We start from the raw sequence: 16697 nt of genomic DNA, 5'->3' as shown, positions 1-16697 counted from the left end.
GCCGTGCCGTACCTCCCAGCAGGGCGCTCACCCCAAGCAGCGTATGGTCATCCGCTACCACGAGTCGCCGTCGGGCCCGAATCGCGCCGGGACTGGGGCCTGGCCGGAACGTTCCGGTCAGCGGGATCGGCCCGGATCCGAAACCGGCCGCTGACTAACGTCGACGCTGCCATTCCACCCGACGGAGGACCCCCTTGTCTCAGACACCGCCCCGGGACCCGGCCGTCCCGGACGTGCTGGCCCCGGCGAAGCTCGGCCCGGTCACGCTGCGCAACCGCGTGATCAAGGCGGCCACATACGAAGGGCTGAGCCGTAAAAGTCTGGTCACCGACGAGCTGATCGACTTCCACGTCCGGCACGCGGCCGGCGGAGTCGGGATGACCACGGTGGCCTACTGCGCCGTGGCTCCCGAGGGGCGGACGGACCGGCGCCAGATCCAGTGGCTGCCCGAGGCGCTGCCCGGCCTGCGCAAGCTGACCGAGGCGGTGCACGCCGAAGGCGCGGCGGTCGCCGCGCAGATCGGCCACGCCGGCCCGGTCGCCAACCCCAAGTCCAACAAGCTCCCCGCGCTCGGTCCCAGCCGGCACTTCCACGCGACCACCACGAGCTTCACAAAGGCGGCGACCCCGGCCGACCTCGACCGGATCGTCCGCGCCCACGCCGACGCCGCCACGATGGCCGTCGAGGCCGGATTCGACGCCGTCGAGATCCACCTCGGCCACAACTACCTCGCCAGCTCGTTCCTGAGCCCGAAGGTCAACCACCGGAAAGACGAGTACGGCGGAAGCCTGGAGAACCGTGCCCGGCTGTCCAGGGACATCGCCCGAGCCGTACGGGACGCCGTCGGCGACCGCATCGCGATCACCGCCAAGCTCAACATGGACGACGGGGTGCCCGGCGGCTTCTGGCTCGACGAGGCGATCAAGGTCGCCCAGTGGCTGGAGCAGGACGGTTCGCTCGACGCTCTGGAGCTCACCGCGGGCAGTTCGCTGCTCAACCCGATGTACCTGTTCAAGGGCGACGCGCCGCTGCGGGAGTTCGCCGCGGTCATGCCCCAGCCGGTGAAGCTCGGCGTCAAGCTGGTCGGCAGGCACTTCCTGCGCGCCTACCCCTACAAGGACGCCTACCTGCTCGACGACGCGCGGCAGATCCGCGCCGCGGTCAAGATGCCGCTCATCCTGCTCGGCGGGATCACCAGCAAGCAGGTCATGGACCAGGCGATGCGCGAGGGCTTCCAGTTCGTCGCGATGGCCCGGGCGCTGCTGCGTGAACCTGACCTGATCAACCGGATAAGGGACGACGCGAGCGTCCGCTCCCTGTGCATCCACTGCAACAAGTGCATGACCGCGATCTACGGCGGCACCCACTGCGTGCTGACCGGCCCTCTGACCGGCCCGCTGACGAGGAGGCAGGCGTAGAAGTGCGACGAGAGACGATCGCCGACCTGCTGCTCGACCGGGTCGGCGACGACCACCCCGGGCTGCGGACCCGCGAGCGCACCTGGACCTGGGACGAGGTGGTGCGGGAGAGCGCGGCCCGCGCGGCACTCGCCCGCGAGTTGCGGACGGACCGGCCGTTCCACATCGGGGTCCTGCTCGACAACGTGCCGGAGTACATCTTCTGGCTCGGCGCGGCCGCCCTGGCCGGCGCCACGATCGTCGGCATCAACTCCACCCGGCGCGGCTCCTACCTGGAGCAGGAGGTCCGGCACACCGACCCGCAGCTCGTCATCACCGACGAGGCCGGCCTGAAGCTGCTCGACGGCCTCGACATCGGCGTGCCCCGCGACCGGTTCCTGCTGGTCGACGCGGACGACTACGCCGGGCGGGTCGCCGCGCACGCCTGCGAGCCCTACCGGGACGCCGGCATCACGCCGAAGACGCGGATGCTGCTGCTGTTCACCTCGGGCACCACCGGGGCCTCGAAGGCGGCCATCTGCTCCCAGGGCAGGCTGACCGGGCTGGGCTACGCCAACTGCGCGAAGTACGACATCCGGCGGCACGACGTCACCTACTGCTGCATGCCGCTCTTCCACGGCAACGCGCTGATGGCCCTGTGGACGCCGGCGCTGACCGCCGGCGCGACCGTCACCCTCACCCCCAAGTTCTCCGCCTCCGGCTTCCTGCCCGACGTCCGCTTCTACGGCGTGACGTTCTTCAGCTATGTCGGCAAGGCGATCGCGTACGTCCTGGCCACGCCCGAGAAGCCCGACGACGCTGACAACACGCTCACCCACGCCTTCGGCACCGAGGCCTCGCCCGAGGACCAGGCCGGGTTCCTGCGCCGCTTCGGCTGCCGGCTCATCGAGGCCTACGGCTCCAGCGAGGGCGCCGGCATGATCCGGCTGGCCCCGGAGGGGCCCGCGACCGCGCTGGGCAGGCCCGCACACCCGGGCGTACGGGTGGTCGACCCGGAGACCAGGGAGGTCCGCCCTCGTGCGGTGCTCGACGGGCACGGCCGGGTCGCCAACGCCGAGGAGGCCATCGGTGAGATCGTCGACGTCGACGGCGCGGCGAAGTTCGAGGGCTACTACAAGAACGAAGCGGCCAACGCCGAGCGGGTCCGCCACGGCTGGTACTGGACCGGCGACCTCGGCTACATCGACGAGGCGGGATACCTCTACTTCGCCGGGCGATCGGGCGACTGGATCAGGGTCGACAGCGAGAACATCTCGGCGCTGCTGACTGAGCGCGTGCTGCGCCGGCACCCGTCGATCATGGCGGCGGGCGTCTTCGCGGTGCCCGATCCCCGCTCCGGCGACCTGGTGATGGCCGCGATCGAGATCCCGCACGGCACGACGTTCGAGGAGCTCGGCCTGCCCGCCTTCCTGGCCGGCCAGGCGGACCTCGGCACCAAGGGCGCGCCCCGGTTCGTCCGGGTGTCCCACGCGCTGCCCACCACCGGCTCCAACAAGCTGCGTAAGAAGGAGATGCAGCACGAGGGCTGGCGGACGACGGACGCGGTCTACCGCTGGGCCGGGCGCGGCGAGCCGACGTACACCCTGATGACCGAAGACGACAAGGCCGCGCTGCGTGAGGAGTTCCTCGCGAACGGGCGCGCGCGCTTCCTGCCGTAGGCAGAAGAGGGGGCAACATGGATCTGCGGGAGACCGCAGCGCAACGAGAGCTACGCGCGCGGCTGCGTGAATACTTCGCGAGCCTGCTGCCGGAGGACGAGCGGCGGCGCGTGGGCGAGGAAGGCGTGGGCGGCGACCGCTTCCGCGAGGTCGTCAGGCGCCTCGGCGCCGACGGCTGGCTCGGAGTCGGATGGCCGACGGAGTACGGAGGGCAGGGCCGGTCGATCGAGGAGCAGTACGTGTTCTTCGACGAGGTCCAGCGGGCGGGGCTGCCGTTCCCGTTCGTCACCGTCAACACGGTCGGCCCGACGCTGATGGCGCATGGTTCGGAGGAGCAGAAGAGGCGCTATCTGCCCGGCATCCTGTCGGGGGACATCGTCTTCGCGATCGGCTACACCGAGCCCGACGCCGGCACCGACCTGGCCTCGCTGACGACCCGCGCGGTGCGGGACGGCGACGAGTTCGTCGTCGACGGCAGCAAGATCTTCACCAGCGGCGCCAACACCGCCGACTACGTCTGGCTGGCCTGCCGTACCGACCCCGACGCCCCCAAGCACAAGGGCATCACCATCCTGATCGTCCCGACCGACGACCCCAGGTTCTCCTGGAGCCCGATCCAGACGGTGGGCGGCATGGTCGTGACCGCGACCTACTACAGCGGGGTACGGGTGCCCGCCACCGAGGTCGTCGGCGAGATCGACGGCGGCTGGCGGCTGATCACCCACCAGCTCAACCACGAGCGCATCGGCCTGGCCGCACTGGGCGGCCGCATGATCCAGCTGTGGGAGCGGGTCCTGGAGTGGGCGAAGGACAACGGCGCGATCGAGCTGCCGTGGGTCCAGCGGGACTTCGCCCGCACGTACGCCAAGCTGGAGGCGATGCGGCTGCTGAACTGGAAGATGACCAGCGCGGTCGCCCGGGACGAGCTGACCGGCGCGGACGCGGGCGCGGCCAAGGCGTACGGCACCGAGACCCACATCGACGTGCAGCGCACGCTGACCGGGATCCTCGGCGCGGCCGGCCGGATCCGCCCCGAGTCGCCCGGTGCCGTACTGGCCGGGCAGATCGAGCAGCTGTCGCGGCAGGGCATCGTGAACACCTTCGGCGGCGGAGTGAACGAGATCCTCCGGGACATGGTCGCCACCCAGGGCCTCGGCCTGCCCCGGATGGGGCGCGGCGCATGAGCGGCCCGAACTCCAGTTCGAACCACAGCGGGGACTACAGCGGGGACTACGAGGAGCGGCTGGCGGTCTTCGTGGGGGTCGAGGCCGTCCCGCCGAAGCCGGGCCAGGACCCGGTCAACGTCCCGATGATCCGGCACTGGGTCGAGGCGATGGGCGACCAGAACCCGATCTACCTGGACGCGGAGGCCGCCAGAGCCACCGGCCGGGACGGGATCGTCGCGCCCGCCTCGATGGTCCAGGCGTGGACCATGCGGGGATACGCCGCGACCGCCGCGGGCCCTGCTCCTGCCAACCCGGGTGGCGGCCCTGGCATGGCCGAGCTGATCGCCCTGCTCGACGAGGGCGGCTACACCTCGGTGGTGGCGACCGACTCCGAGTTCGAGTTCCACCGTGAGCTCGTGGTCGGGGACCACGTCAGCGCGCGCGAGGTCGTCGAGTCGATCTCGCCGGAGAAGACCACCGCGCTGGGCGTGGGACGGTTCGTGACCACCGTGCGGACCTACACCGACGCCGGCGGCGAGGTCGTGGCCGTCCAGCGCTGGCGCACGCTGCGCTTCCGGCCCAAGCCGAAGAGCGAGCCCACACCTGAAGCGGCTCCGGAGCCCGAGCCGAAGGCGCCGCGGCCCCGGCCGGCGATCAACCGGGACAACGAGTTCTGGTTCGCGGCCGCGCGCGAGCACCGGCTGGTCATCCAGCGTTGCACGTCGTGTCAGGTCCTGCGCCACCCGCCCGGCCCCTGCTGTGCCCACTGCGGTTCGTTCGACTGGGACACCGTCGAGGCGGCCGGCCAGGGGCACGTCTACAGCTTCGTGGTCAACCACCACCCCAGGCATCCCGCGTTCGAGTATCCGCTGATCGTCGCGGTCGTGGAGCTCGCCGAGGGCACCCGGCTGATCGCCAACCTGGTCGGCGTCACCCCCGAGGAGGTCGAGATCGGCATGCCCGTCGTCCTCGACTGGCTGGACGCCGATCCCGACCTGTCACTTCCGGTGTTCCGCCCACGGGAGGGGGGCAACTGATGGACTTCACCCTGGACGAAGAGCTCGATGCGGTACGCGAGCTGGCGCGGAAGATCTTCACGGACCGCGCCACCACCGAGCGTGTCCGCGCCGTGGAGGGCGCCGCCGAGCGGGTCGACGAGGACCTGTGGGCCGAGCTGGCCAAGGCAGGCCTGCTCGGCATCGCCATGCCGGAGAAGGCCGGCGGCGCCGGGCTCGGCCTGGCCGCACTGTGCGTGCTGCTGACCGAGCAGGGCCGTACGGTCGCCCCGGTCCCGCTGTGGCCGGGCGCCGTCGCCGCCCTCGCCATCGCCGAGTACGGCACTCCCGAGCAGCGCGCGGCGATCCTTCCCGGCATCGCGGAGGGCACGGCGCGGGTCACCTTGGCCCTTGAGGAGTTCGGCCCGCACGACCCGGCCGAGCCGCGTTGTACGGCACGGCCGGACGGCGACGGCTGGCGGCTGACCGGTGTCAAGGCCGTCGTGCCCTCCCCGTTCGCGGCCGGTCACGTGCTGGTGTCCGCGACCGCGGAGACGGGCCCCGGCCTGTTCCTCATCGAGCGTGAAACCGACGGCGTCACCTGGGAGCGGGTGGAGACCACCACCCACGACCTGGCCGGCCACCTCACCCTCGACGGCACGGCGGCCCAGGCCGTCGGCACCCCCGGTTCGGGCGTGCTGGACTGGACCATCCAGCGGGCCGGAGTCGCGCTGGCCGCCGTACAGCTCGGCGTGGCCGAGGGCGCGTTGCGGCTGGCCGCGACCTACCTCAGCGAGCGCAGGCAGTTCGGCCGCCCGCTGGCCACATTCCAGGCGGTGCAGCACCAGCTCGCCGACTGCTACATCGACATCGAGGCCATGCGGGTGTGCCTGTGGCAGGCGGTCACCTCGCTGGAGGACGCCGCGGCGTCCGAGGTCTCGGCGGTGCTGGTCGCCAAGTGGTGGGCCGGCGAGGGCGGGCTGAACGTCGTCCACCGCGTCCAGCACGTGCACGGCGGCATCGGCGTCGACGTCGACTACCCCGTGCACCGCTACTTCCTGTGGGGCAAGCAGATCGCGGGCACCCTGGGCGGCCCGAGCGCGGACCTGGCCCGCCTGGGCGCCGTGCTCTCGAGGGTGTCCTCATGACCCGGACCCACGACACCCGCGCCTACGACGAGGTGGCGGTGGGGGACGCGCTCCCCGAGTTGCCGATCCCGCTGACCAGGACGTTGATCGTCGCGACCGCGATCGCCAGCCGCGACTACCAGGACGTTCACCACGACCCCGGCCTCGCCGTCGAGCGGGGTTCAAGGGACATCTTCATGAACATCCTGACCACCAACGGCCTGGTCGACCGGTACGTCACCGAGTGGGCGGGCCCCGCCGCCGTCGTCAAGGCCATCAAGATCAGGCTCGGGGTGCCGAACCACCCCGGCGACACGATGGTGCTGACCGGCACCGTGACGGCCAAGCACGACGAGGACAACCGGGTCGAGATCGCCGTACGCGGTATGAACGGCCTCGGCGCCCACGTGACCGGCACCGCCGTGGTGCGGCTTCCCTCGAAGGACGCGACATGAGCAGCCGCGGAAATCCGCTTTCCGGCGCCGCCGCCATCGCCGGCATCGGCGCCACCGAGTTCTCCAAGGACTCCGGGCGCAGCGAGCTCCACCTCGCCTGCGAGGCGGTGCTCGCCGCCATCGCCGACGCCGGGCTCGAGCCGTCCGACGTCGACGGCATGGTGACGTTCACCGCCGACACCAACGCCGAGATCCATGTCGCCCGCAACACCGGCATGGGCGAGCTGACCTTCTTCTCCCGCATCCCGCACGGCGGCGGCGCGGCCTGCGGCACGATCCAGCAGGCGGCGATGGCCGTGGCCACCGGCGCGGCCGAGGTGGTCGTCTGCTACCGGGCGTTCAACGAGCGGTCTGGTGTGCGGTACGGCCTCGGCCAGGCGGGCCGGCCGCTGGAGACGGGAGCAGACAGCGCCGCCTACGCGTGGCTCAACCCGTTCGGGCTGTCCACCCCGGCGCAGTGGGTGGCCATGTTCGCCCGCCGTTACATGCATGAGTACGGCGCGACCAGCGAGGACTTCGGCCGGGTCGCCGTGGTGGACCGCAGGCACGCCGCGAACAACCCGGCGGCCTGGTTCTACCAGCGGCCGATCACGCTGGAGGACCACCAGGCCTCCCGCTGGATCGCCGAGCCGCTGCACCTGCTGGACTGCTGCCAGGAGACCGACGGCGGCCAGGCGCTGGTCGTCGTCTCGGCCGAGCGGGCCCGCGACCTGCCGCACCCGCCCGCCGTCATCCTCGGGGCCGCCCAGGGCACGGGCGACGACCAGCACATGATGACCAGCTACTACCGACCCGTCATCACCGGCATCCCGGAGATGGGGCTGGTCGGGCGGCAGTTGTACACGCAGAGCGGCCTTCGCCCCGGCGACGTCGACGCGGCGATCCTCTACGACCACTTCACCCCGCTGGTGCTCCCGCAGCTCGAAGAGCTCGGTTTCTGCGGCGTCGGGGAGGCCAGGGACTTCATCGCCGACGGAAACCTCGAGATCGGCGGGCGGCTGCCGCTCAACACCCACGGCGGCCAGCTCGGCGAGGCCTATCTGCACGGGATGAACGGCATCGCCGAGGCCGTACGGCTCGTCCGGGGCGCCTCGGTGAACCAGCCGGCCGGGCCGGACGGCAGGGGCGTGAACAACGTGATCGTGACCGCGGGCACGGGGGTGCCCACGAGCGGTCTGCTGCTGGGGAGGGACATGTGAACGAGTGGATCGGCCGCCATCTCGGCGAGCGTACGGTCTCCTACGACGAGCGCGACGTGATCCTTTACGCGCTCGCCGTGGGGGCCGCGGCCACCGACCTGGACCTGGTGTTCGAGGAGCGGCTGCGGGTGCTGCCCACGTTCGCGCTGACACAGGCGCAGTGGGCCCCGGACATGCTGGGCCCGCTGGGCGCGTTCGACATCAGGACCGCGGTGCACGGCTCGCAGCGGCTGCGCTCGCTGAAGCCGCTGCCGCCGGCCGGCGAGCTGACGATGGCGGCACGGGTCACGCAGGTGTGGGACAAGGGCAGCGCGGCGATCTTCGAGGTCGAGGTGGTCAGCGACTACTTCGTGGCCACCTGGTCGCTGTTCGCGCCCGGGTGCGGCGGTTTCGGCGGCGACCGCGGCCCCTCGGCCCCCCGACCCCCCGAGACCGCGCCCACCCGCGAGCTGGGCGTCGCCACCTCGCCCAACCAGGCCGCGCTGTACCGGTTGCTCGGCGACCGGCACCACATGCACATCGACCCGGAGGCGGCGAAGGCGGCCGGGATGCCCCGGCCGTTCCTGCACGGCCTGTGCACGGTGGCCGCGGTGACGCTGCCGCTGGCCGAGGCCGCCGGGGCGCACCCCGTCGACCTGGCCGAGCTCGAGGGAAGGTTCGCCTCCCCGGTCTTCCCCGGCGACCGGCTTGACGTGCGGTGCTGGGAGAGCGGGGAGGCCGTCCTGTTCGACGCCGCCGTGGACGGCACGACCGTGCTGTCAGGCGGCCGGGCTCACTTCCGGGTCACCACGTAGCGCGCCGGGACCTCGCCTCCGCCGTGCACCGGGACGTCCGCGCCGGTCACGTAGGAGGCGAGGTCGCTGGCGAGGAACAGGCAGGTGTTCGCCACGTCGGCGGGCACCGCCATCCTCCCCATCGGGATCACCTCGGCGAGGGCGGCCTCACCGTGCTCGCCGTAGACGCCGGCGGCGGCCTCGGTGTAGATGAGGCCGGTGGTGATGTGGTTGACCCGCACCTTCGGCGACCACTCCAGCGCCAGAGCCTTGGTGAGCATCAGCAGGCCGGCCTTGGCCGCGGAGTAGGCCGCGGTGCGCGGCTGAGGGTCGACGCCCGAGACGCTGCCGATGTTGATGATCGAGCCGCCGCTCTCCTGGGTCTGCATCACCTTGTTGGCCGGCTGCGCCACGTAGAACGGCGCGAGCAGGTTCAGGCCGACGATCTTCTCGAAGAAGCGCGGCGAGACCGTCGCCGCGTCCGCGTCGGGGGAGCCGCCGGCGTTGTTCACCAGCACGTCGAGCCGGCCCAGGTGGTCGGTGGTCTGCTCCACCAGCGCCGCCGCGGCGGTGGCGTCCCGGATGTCGGACGCGATGAACCGGGCTGTCCTGCCGCCGGCGGCGGGCAGCGTCTCGGGCTCGTTACGCCCGCATACCACCACGTCGGCGCCCGCGGTCAGGAATGTCTCCGCGATCACGAATCCGATGCCCTTGGTCCCGCCGGTGACCAACACGGCCCGGCCCCCGAAATCCACTGTCACGTTCATGCCCGCGAGCGTAGGGCCGGGCGTCGCGAGATCGGGGCAGCGGTACCGCACAGCGGGATGAACCCGCATCAACCGGTACGGACACCGTCAAACTGAAGGGTGGTCTTTGACATGAAGGAGGTTCACCAGCAGATGGACGCACTGACGATTCCCGCTGTCCTGGAACGCGCCGTGCGCGACTACCCGGACGCCGAGGCCGTGGTGGACGGCCGGGTCCGGCTGACGTACGCGGAGTTGGGAGCCCAGGCCGGCGAGGCGGCGAAGGCGTTCATCGCGCTCGGGGTCGAGCCGGGGGAGCGCGTCGCCATCTGGGCGCCCAACAGCGCGCGGTGGATCGTGACCGCGCTGGGCGCACTGTGCGCCGGGGCCGTCGTGGTGCCGATCAACACCAGGTACAAGGGCGACGAGGCGCGCTGGCTGCTCGACAGGAGCGGCGCACGTGCCCTGTTCGTGGAGGACGGCTTCCTCGGCAACGACTACCTGGCCATGCTCGGCGAACCCCGGCCGGACATCGTGGTGACCTATGACGAACCCGCGCGGCAGGGTGCGCGGAGCTGGGCGGACTTCCTCGCCGCCGGCGCCGGGGTGACCGATGAGCAGGCCGCCGCCCGCGCCGCCGCGGTGCGCCCCGACGACGTGGCCGACATCCTGTTCACCTCCGGCACCACCGGAAGGTCCAAGGGCGTCATGTGCAGCCACCGGCAGAACGTCCGGACCTACCGGGGGTGGTGCGAGCGCACCCGGGTGCGCCCGGGCGACCGCTACCTCATCGTCAACCCGCTCTTCCACTCCTTCGGCTACAAGGCGGGGGTGTTCGCCTGCCTGCTCCAGGCCGCCACGATGGTGCTCCAGTCCGTGTTCGACCCGGAGGAGACGATGCGGCTGGTCGAGGCCGAGAAGGTCACCGTGCTGCCCGGAGCGCCGACCATCTACATCTCCATGCTCGACGCGCCGCGGCGCCCGGAGTTCGACCTGTCCTCGCTGCGCCTCGCGGTGACCGGGGCCTCCGTGGTGCCCGTGGCGCTGGTCCAGCGGATGCGGGCGGAACTGTTCCCCGAGGTCGTCACCGCGTACGGGCTGACCGAGTCGTGCGGCACGGTCACCGCCTGCTCGGCGGAGGACGACGACGTGACCGTGGCCACCACATCGGGCCGCGCCATCGAGGGCGTGGAGGTGGAGGTGGTCGACGACAAGGGTGAGCCGGTGCCGGCGGGGGAGGACGGCGAGGTCCTCGTCCGCGGCTACAACGTGATGCTGGGCTACCTCGACGACGAGGAGGCGACCGCGGCCACCGTCAGGGACGGCTGGCTGGTGACCGGGGACCGCGGGCGGCTCGACGAGCGGGGCAACCTCGCCATCACCGGCCGCTCCAAGGACATGTTCGTGGTCGGCGGGTTCAACGTGTATCCGGCTGAGATCGAGCAGGTGCTCGCGACCCACGACGGCGTGGCCGAGGCCGCGGTCATCGGGGTGCCCGACGCGCGGATGGGCGAGGTCGGCCGGGCCTACGTCATCGCACGGCCCGGCGCGAGCGTCACCGCGGAGGAGCTGGTCGAATACTGCCGCGACCGGCTCGCGAACTTCAAGGTGCCGCGGGAGGTCCTGTTCGTCGAGGGACTCCCGCGCAACGCCTCCGGCAAAGTCCGGAAGATCGACCTCCCGGGCCTGGGGAGCCGGCAGGCGCCCGGCTGATCATCTGGTCATCCGTTTCCGGGCATCCGGCGAGCCGGATGCCCGGAAACGGCGGTTCGGGTGATCAGGCGCCGTAGACGGGCTCGGGCTCGGCGGCCAGGCCCAGGAGCCTGGAGACCTCGGGACCGATCTCCGCGGCGTCCCAGCGGGCGCCCCTGTCGGCGACCGGGCCATGGCGGAACCCCTCCATGACGCAGATCTTGCCGCCCTCGACCTCGAAGACCCGGCCGGTCACCTCCCGGGACTCCGCCGAGCCGAGCCAGACGACCAGCGGCGAGACGTTCTCCGGGGCCATCGCGTCGAAGGCGCCGGCCTCCGGAGCCGCCATCGTCGCGGCGAACACCTCCTCGGTCATCCGGGTGCGGGCGGCCGGGGCGATGGCGTTGGCGGTCACGCCGTACCGGCCGAGCTCGGCCGAAGCGACCAGGGTGAGGCCCACGATGCCCGCCTTGGCCGCCGAGTAGTTGCCCTGACCCACGCTGCCGAGCAGGCCCGCGCCGGAGGAGGTGTTGATCACCCGGGCGTCCACCGGACGGCCCGCCTTGGACTCGGCCCGCCAGTGCAGCCCGGCGTGCTTCAGCGGCAGGAAGTGGCCCTTCAGGTGGACGCGCATCACCGCGTCCCACTCCTCCTCCGACAGGTTCACCAGCATGCGGTCGCGCAGGAACCCGGCGTTGTTGACGAGGACGTCGAGCCGGCCGAAGGTCTCGACGGCCGTGGCGACCAGGTGCCGCGCGCCCTCGTCGGTCGCGATGTCGGAGGTCTCGGCCACCGCCTCCCCGCCCAGCGCGCGGATCTCCTCGACCACCTCCTGCGCCGGCCCGGCCGACCCGCCCTCGCCGCTGCGGCTGACGCCCAGGTCGTTGATCACGACCTTGGCGCCCTGCCGGGCGAACTCCAGCGCGTGCGCCCGGCCGAGTCCGCGCCCGGCGCCGGTGACGATGACCACCCTGTCCTTGCAGATCATTTCATCTCTCCCTCTTCACGGTGAAGCGGTCTACTCTGCTAGCGTACTTTCTAACAAATGTTTGGTGGAAAGGTAGGCCATGGGAATCACCACCAGTAGCCACGCCGGGGGCGTCGCCGAGGTCGTAATGGACGCCCCGCCGGTCAACGCGCTCACCGTGCAGGGGTGGTTCGACCTGGCGGACGCCGTACGGCAGGCCGGGCGCGACCCGGGCACGCGCGTGGTGGTGCTGCGCGCCGAGGGCCGCGGTTTCAACGCCGGGGTGGACATCAAGGAGATGCAGGCCACGACCGGGTTCGAGGCCCTGGTCGGTGCCAACCGGGGGTGCCATGCGGCCTTCGGGGCGGTCTATGAGTGCGAGGTGCCGGTGATCGCGGCCGTGCAGGGGTTCTGCCTGGGCGGCGGCATCGGGCTGGCCGGCAACGCCGACATCGTCGTGGCCTCCGAGGACGCCTACTTCGGACTGCCCGAGGTGAAGCGTGGCGCGCTCGGCGCCGCCACCCACCTGGCCAGGCTGGTGCCCCAGCACCTGATGCGCGCCATGGTGTACACCTGCCGCAACGTCACGGCGGCCGAACTGCACGCGTACGGCTCGGTGCTGGAGGTCGTGCCCCGCGAACGCCTGCGCGAGGCCGCCTTCGAAGTCGCCGCGCAGATCGCAGACAAGGACCCGTACGTGATCCGGCGGGCCAAGGAGTCGCTGAACGGCATCGACCCGGTCGACGTCAACCGCAGCTACCGTTTCGAGCAGGGCTTCACCTTCGAGCTCAACCTGATGGGCGCGGGCGACCGTCACCGCGACGACTTCGTCTCCGGGAAGGGTGCATGACCGATGGGCGTCGTGATGACCACCGAGGAGATCGTCGGGTCGCTGGAAAGCGGCATGACGATCGGCATCGGCGGCTGGGGCTCCAGGCGTAAGCCGATGGCCCTGGTGCGGGCGATCTGCCGCTCGTCGCTGACCGACCTCACCGTCGTGGCGTACGGCGGGGCCGACGTGGGCCTGCTGTGCGCGGCGGGCAAGGTCAGCCGGGTGATCGCCCCGTTCGTGACGCTCGACTCGATCGCCCTGGAACCGCATTTCCGGGCCGCCAGGCAGAACGGGACGATCGAGTTCACCGAATATGACGAGGGCATGTTCATGTTCGGCCTGCTGGCCGCCGCGCACCGGCTGCCGTTCCTGCCGACGCGGGCCGGGCTCGGTTCCGACGTCATGCGGGTCAACGCCGACCTGCGCACGATCCGCTCGCCGTACGAGGACGCGGAGGAGTTGGTGGCGGTGCCCGCGCTGACGCTGGACGCGGCGCTGGTGCACATGGACCGGGCCGACACGCGGGGCAACGGCCAATATCTCGGCACCGATCCCTACATGGACGACATGTTCGCCAAGGCGGCCGCCCGCTGCTACCTGAGCTGCGACCGCATGGTGGCGCCGGGCGAGCTCGACGGCCCGCCGCAGACCCTGCTGATCAGCCGCATGCACGTCACCGGCGTCGTCGAGACCCCGGACGGCGGCCACTTCACCGACTCCGGCCACTTCACTGACGGGGGCCGGGGCCGCGACGAGGCGTTCCAGCGGCACTACGCGACCTCGGCGGCCGACCCGCAGGCGTGGGCCGCGTTCACCGACCGGTTCCTGTCCGGCGACGAGGACGCCTACCAGGAGGCCGTACGGCGCTGGCACGAGGAGGAGACCACACGATGAGCACCACGAGCGCGAAGAGCACCACGAGCGCGACGGACGTGACGCGTGCGGAGATCTGCGTCGTCGCCTGCGCCGAGGCATGGCGTGGCGACGGCGAGATGCTGGCCGCGGCGATGGGCACCTGCTCGGTCCTGGGCGCCCGACTGGCCCGGCTCACCTTCGAGCCCGAACTGCTGACCACCGACGGCGGCCCGCTCCTCACCGCCGAGGCTGTGCCGCTCGGCGCCCCCGCCGGCCCCGTGGAGGGCTGGCTGCCGTTCCGCGACCACCTGTGGCTGGTGCAGAACGGGCGGCGGCACGTCATGATGGGCGCCTCCCAGATCGACCGGTACGGCAACACCAACATCTCGGCGATCGGCGCGTGGTCGCGGCCGAAGTCGCAGCTGCTGGGCGTGCGCGGGGCACCGGGCAACACGATCTGCAACCCGACCAGCTACTGGATCCCCAAACACTCCACCCGCGTCTTCGTTCCCAAGGTGGACATGATCAGCGGTGTCGGCTACGACCGGGCAGCCGAGTTGGAGGCCGAGCTGGGCGCGGGGGCCTCCCGGTTCCACGACCTGCGCCGCGTGGTGACCGATCTCGGCGTGTTCGACTTCGCCACGCCGGACGGGTCGATGCGGCTGGTGTCGGTGCACCCGGGGGTCGACGTCGAACAGGTCGTGGCCGCCACCGGCTTCGAGCTCGTGATCGACGGCGAGGTGCCGCAGACCCGGCAGCCGACGGACGAGGAGCTGCGGCTGATCCGCGAGGTGCTGGACCCGAAGTCTGTACGCGATCGTGAGGTCCGGGCATGACCGACCCGGTGGGTCGTCAGGCGGGTCAGGCGGGTCAGGTGCTGGACACCCCGCTGACCCGCCTCGTCGGCGTCCGCCACCCGGTCGTGCAGACCGGCATGGGCTGGGTGGCGGGCCCCCGCCTGGTGTCGGCGGTGGCGAACGCGGGCGGTCTCGGCATCCTGGCCTCGGCCACGATGACCCTCGACCAGCTCGCCACCGCCATCGCCGAGGTCCGCTCGCGCACCGAGGCGCCCTTCGGGGTGAACCTGCGGGCCGACGCCTCCGACGCCGGCGAGCGCGTCGACCTGCTCATCAAGAATCGGGTGAAGGTCGCCTCGTTCGCCCTGGCCCCGCGACAGGAGCTGATCGCCAAGCTGAAGGACGCGGGGATCGTGGTGATCCCCTCCGTCGGCGCCCGCCGGCACGCGGAGAAGGTCGCCGCGTGGGGCGCCGACGCCGTACTGGTCCAGGGCGGCGAGGGCGGCGGCCACACCGGCGCGGTCGCCACCACGCTGCTGCTGCCGCAGGTCGTGGACGCCGTCGACATCCCGGTGATCGCCGCGGGCGGCTTCTTCGACGGACGCGGCCTCGCGGCCGCCCTGGCGTACGGCGCGGCCGGCGTCGCGATGGGCACCCGCTTCCTGCTGACCTCCGACAGCTCCGTCCCCGACGCGGTCAAGCAGGCCTATCTCGGCATGTCCGACACCGTGGTCACCCGGCAGGTGGACGGCCTGCCGCACCGGGTGCTGCGCACGGCCCTCGTGGACGGGCTGGAGCGGGCCGGCAAGCTGTCCGGACTGGTGCGGGCCGTGCGCAATGCCGCCCGTTTCAAGAAGATCTCCGGCATGTCATGGCAGGCCGTGATCCGCGATGGCCTGGCCATGAAGCACGGCAAGGAACTGAGCTGGTCGCAGGTCCTGATGGCGGGCAACACACCGATGCTGCTCAAGGCGGCCATGGTGGACGGCCGCCCGGACCTCGGCGTGATGTCCTCCGGCCAGGTCGTGGCGCTCATCGACGATCTCCCCTTGGCCGAGGAGTTGATCGACGACATCGTCACCCAGGCCGCCGCGATCCTGCGCGCCCTCCCCGCCCACCTGGCGGAGTAACCATGTGAGCACCCGCTGACCGTTCTGGTAGGGCTTCCTACCCCGGTGACACGGCGGGACCGCATGATCTCCCGATCTCCCATGGATCCGGTCCGGGCGTACGTCCGGTCGGCGCGTACGGCTCCGGCTCCGGCCTCATGTGACACCGCCTCATGTGACACCGGCCTCACGCGGCACTGGGCTCACGCGGCTTTAGATGAGTTCCAGGCCGCCGTCGATGGTGAGGACCTGGCCGGGCAGCCAGGTCGCGGCGGGATCGGCCAGGTGCAGGATCCACACGGCCACCTCCTCGGGTTCGCCGCGGCGGCCAAGCGGGATGCGGGTGGCCTCGTCGTGCTTGATCTGTTCGATGACGGGTTCCGGCAGTCCCGCGGCGGCCAGTTCCGCCGCCCAGCTGCGAGTCAGGTGTTCGAGGGCGGCTTTGGAAGCGGCGTAATGGGCGCCGCCGGGCAGGGGCCGATGGCCGTAGGTGCTGGACACGTTGATGATGGAGCCAGCCGTGCTGCGCAGGTGGGGCAGGGCGGCGCCGGCGAGTCCACTCTGCCCCACAGGCCGGTAGCGGTGTCGACGACCTGCTGGGGCGTGTGCGGGTCGCGCAGGCCGGCGGCGTGGACGGCGATCTGCGGGTGCCCGGCGGTTGTATCCTCCAGCATCTCCTTGCGGCGGGCGATACCGAGCATGTGGGCTCCGGCTCGGGCGGCGGCGCGGCCGTAGGCTCCGCTACGAGCTCCTCCTCCGCCTTGCGATGCACCTACCACCCTGACCGCACCCACTGGACAGCGCTACGCGCGGGCGCACCGTCCGGGCAAACCTTGGCGGTCGCGGCTAGGGCGCGTATCGGGTTGTGATCAATTCCCTTGATTCGCCCCTACGGTGGGGCTTGATCC

General features: G+C 71.5%; 16 protein-coding genes. 13 read left to right on the top strand and 3 right to left on the bottom strand.

The window, feature by feature from the left end:
• Window positions 1–194: 194 nt before the first annotated feature.
• The 8 genes from ACFHYQ_RS07260 to ACFHYQ_RS07225 are packed head-to-tail and all read left to right on the top strand — an operon-like array spanning window position 195 to window position 8812.
• Window positions 195–1418, top strand: coding sequence for an NADH:flavin oxidoreductase (locus ACFHYQ_RS07260; RefSeq protein WP_394300308.1), 1224 nt, complete (start codon window positions 195–197; stop codon window positions 1416–1418).
• A gap of 2 nt (window positions 1419–1420) precedes the next feature.
• Window positions 1421–3076: a steroid-22-oyl-CoA synthetase gene (gene casI, locus ACFHYQ_RS07255; protein ID WP_394300307.1), complete on the top strand. Its 1656-nt coding sequence runs from the start codon at window positions 1421–1423 to the stop codon at window positions 3074–3076.
• A gap of 17 nt (window positions 3077–3093) precedes the next feature.
• Window positions 3094–4260 (top strand): acyl-CoA dehydrogenase family protein, encoded by a 1167-nt coding sequence (locus ACFHYQ_RS07250; protein ID WP_394300306.1) that lies wholly within the window; start codon window positions 3094–3096, stop codon window positions 4258–4260.
• Window positions 4257–5279, top strand: a complete 1023-nt coding sequence (locus tag ACFHYQ_RS07245; RefSeq protein ID WP_394300305.1) for a bifunctional MaoC family dehydratase N-terminal/OB-fold nucleic acid binding domain-containing protein — start codon at window positions 4257–4259, stop codon at window positions 5277–5279. Before ACFHYQ_RS07250 ends, ACFHYQ_RS07245 begins: the two co-directional genes overlap by 4 nt.
• Complete coding sequence (locus ACFHYQ_RS07240) at window positions 5279–6385, top strand: acyl-CoA dehydrogenase family protein (protein ID WP_394300304.1); 1107 nt, start codon at window positions 5279–5281, stop codon at window positions 6383–6385. Before ACFHYQ_RS07245 ends, ACFHYQ_RS07240 begins: the two co-directional genes overlap by 1 nt.
• Window positions 6382–6819: a MaoC family dehydratase gene (locus ACFHYQ_RS07235; RefSeq protein WP_394300303.1), complete on the top strand. Its 438-nt coding sequence runs from the start codon at window positions 6382–6384 to the stop codon at window positions 6817–6819. The genes ACFHYQ_RS07240 and ACFHYQ_RS07235 overlap by 4 nt, the downstream gene beginning before the upstream one ends.
• Entirely contained in the window at window positions 6816–8018 is a 1203-nt protein-coding gene (locus ACFHYQ_RS07230) for a lipid-transfer protein (protein WP_394300302.1), read from the top strand. The genes ACFHYQ_RS07235 and ACFHYQ_RS07230 overlap by 4 nt, the downstream gene beginning before the upstream one ends.
• Entirely contained in the window at window positions 8015–8812 is a 798-nt protein-coding gene (locus ACFHYQ_RS07225; RefSeq protein WP_394300301.1) for a MaoC/PaaZ C-terminal domain-containing protein, read from the top strand. The genes ACFHYQ_RS07230 and ACFHYQ_RS07225 overlap by 4 nt, the downstream gene beginning before the upstream one ends.
• Here the strand turns inward: ACFHYQ_RS07225 and ACFHYQ_RS07220 are convergent.
• A complete protein-coding gene (locus tag ACFHYQ_RS07220; RefSeq protein ID WP_394300300.1) occupies window positions 8791–9558 on the bottom strand; it encodes an SDR family oxidoreductase in 768 nt (255 codons plus the stop codon). The genes ACFHYQ_RS07225 and ACFHYQ_RS07220 overlap by 22 nt on opposite strands.
• A 132-nt stretch (window positions 9559–9690) precedes the next feature.
• On the opposite strand from ACFHYQ_RS07220, the gene ACFHYQ_RS07215 reads away from it, so the two are divergent.
• Window positions 9691–11250: a FadD3 family acyl-CoA ligase gene (locus ACFHYQ_RS07215; RefSeq protein WP_394300299.1), complete on the top strand. Its 1560-nt coding sequence runs from the start codon at window positions 9691–9693 to the stop codon at window positions 11248–11250.
• Window positions 11251–11314: 64 nt separating this feature from the next.
• Here ACFHYQ_RS07215 and ACFHYQ_RS07210 read toward each other — a convergent pair whose 3' ends face one another.
• Window positions 11315–12217 (bottom strand): SDR family oxidoreductase, encoded by a 903-nt coding sequence (locus ACFHYQ_RS07210; RefSeq protein WP_394300298.1) that lies wholly within the window; start codon window positions 12215–12217, stop codon window positions 11315–11317.
• A gap of 79 nt (window positions 12218–12296) precedes the next feature.
• Here ACFHYQ_RS07210 and ACFHYQ_RS07205 point away from each other — a divergent pair, with 79 nt between their 5' ends.
• The 4 genes from ACFHYQ_RS07205 to ACFHYQ_RS07190 are packed head-to-tail and all read left to right on the top strand — an operon-like array spanning window position 12297 to window position 15810.
• The gene (locus tag ACFHYQ_RS07205) at window positions 12297–13046 is read left to right on the top strand and encodes an enoyl-CoA hydratase family protein (RefSeq protein ID WP_394300297.1); all 750 of its coding nucleotides are present in this window, start codon (window positions 12297–12299) and stop codon (window positions 13044–13046) included.
• Between the two features lie 3 nt (window positions 13047–13049).
• The gene (locus ACFHYQ_RS07200) at window positions 13050–13922 is read left to right on the top strand and encodes a CoA transferase subunit A (RefSeq protein WP_394300296.1); all 873 of its coding nucleotides are present in this window, start codon (window positions 13050–13052) and stop codon (window positions 13920–13922) included.
• The gene (locus ACFHYQ_RS07195) at window positions 13919–14719 is read left to right on the top strand and encodes a CoA-transferase subunit beta (RefSeq protein WP_394300295.1); all 801 of its coding nucleotides are present in this window, start codon (window positions 13919–13921) and stop codon (window positions 14717–14719) included. Before ACFHYQ_RS07200 ends, ACFHYQ_RS07195 begins: the two co-directional genes overlap by 4 nt.
• Window positions 14716–15810: an NAD(P)H-dependent flavin oxidoreductase gene (locus ACFHYQ_RS07190; protein ID WP_394300294.1), complete on the top strand. Its 1095-nt coding sequence runs from the start codon at window positions 14716–14718 to the stop codon at window positions 15808–15810. The genes ACFHYQ_RS07195 and ACFHYQ_RS07190 overlap by 4 nt, the downstream gene beginning before the upstream one ends.
• Window positions 15811–16002: 192 nt before the next feature.
• Here the strand turns inward: ACFHYQ_RS07190 and ACFHYQ_RS07185 are convergent, their stop codons facing one another.
• On the bottom strand, window positions 16003–16359 hold the full coding sequence (locus ACFHYQ_RS07185; protein ID WP_394300293.1) for an SDR family NAD(P)-dependent oxidoreductase: 357 nt from the start codon (window positions 16357–16359) through the stop codon (window positions 16003–16005).
• Between the last annotated feature and the right edge of the window lie 338 nt (window positions 16360–16697).

The sequence above is a fragment of the Sphaerimonospora cavernae genome, from assembly GCF_042435035.1.
Classification (GTDB): Bacteria; Actinomycetota; Actinomycetes; order Streptosporangiales; family Streptosporangiaceae; genus Sphaerimonospora; species Sphaerimonospora cavernae.
Note: the sequence above shows the minus strand (reverse complement) of the source record. Positions and strands in the feature narration are given on the sequence as shown.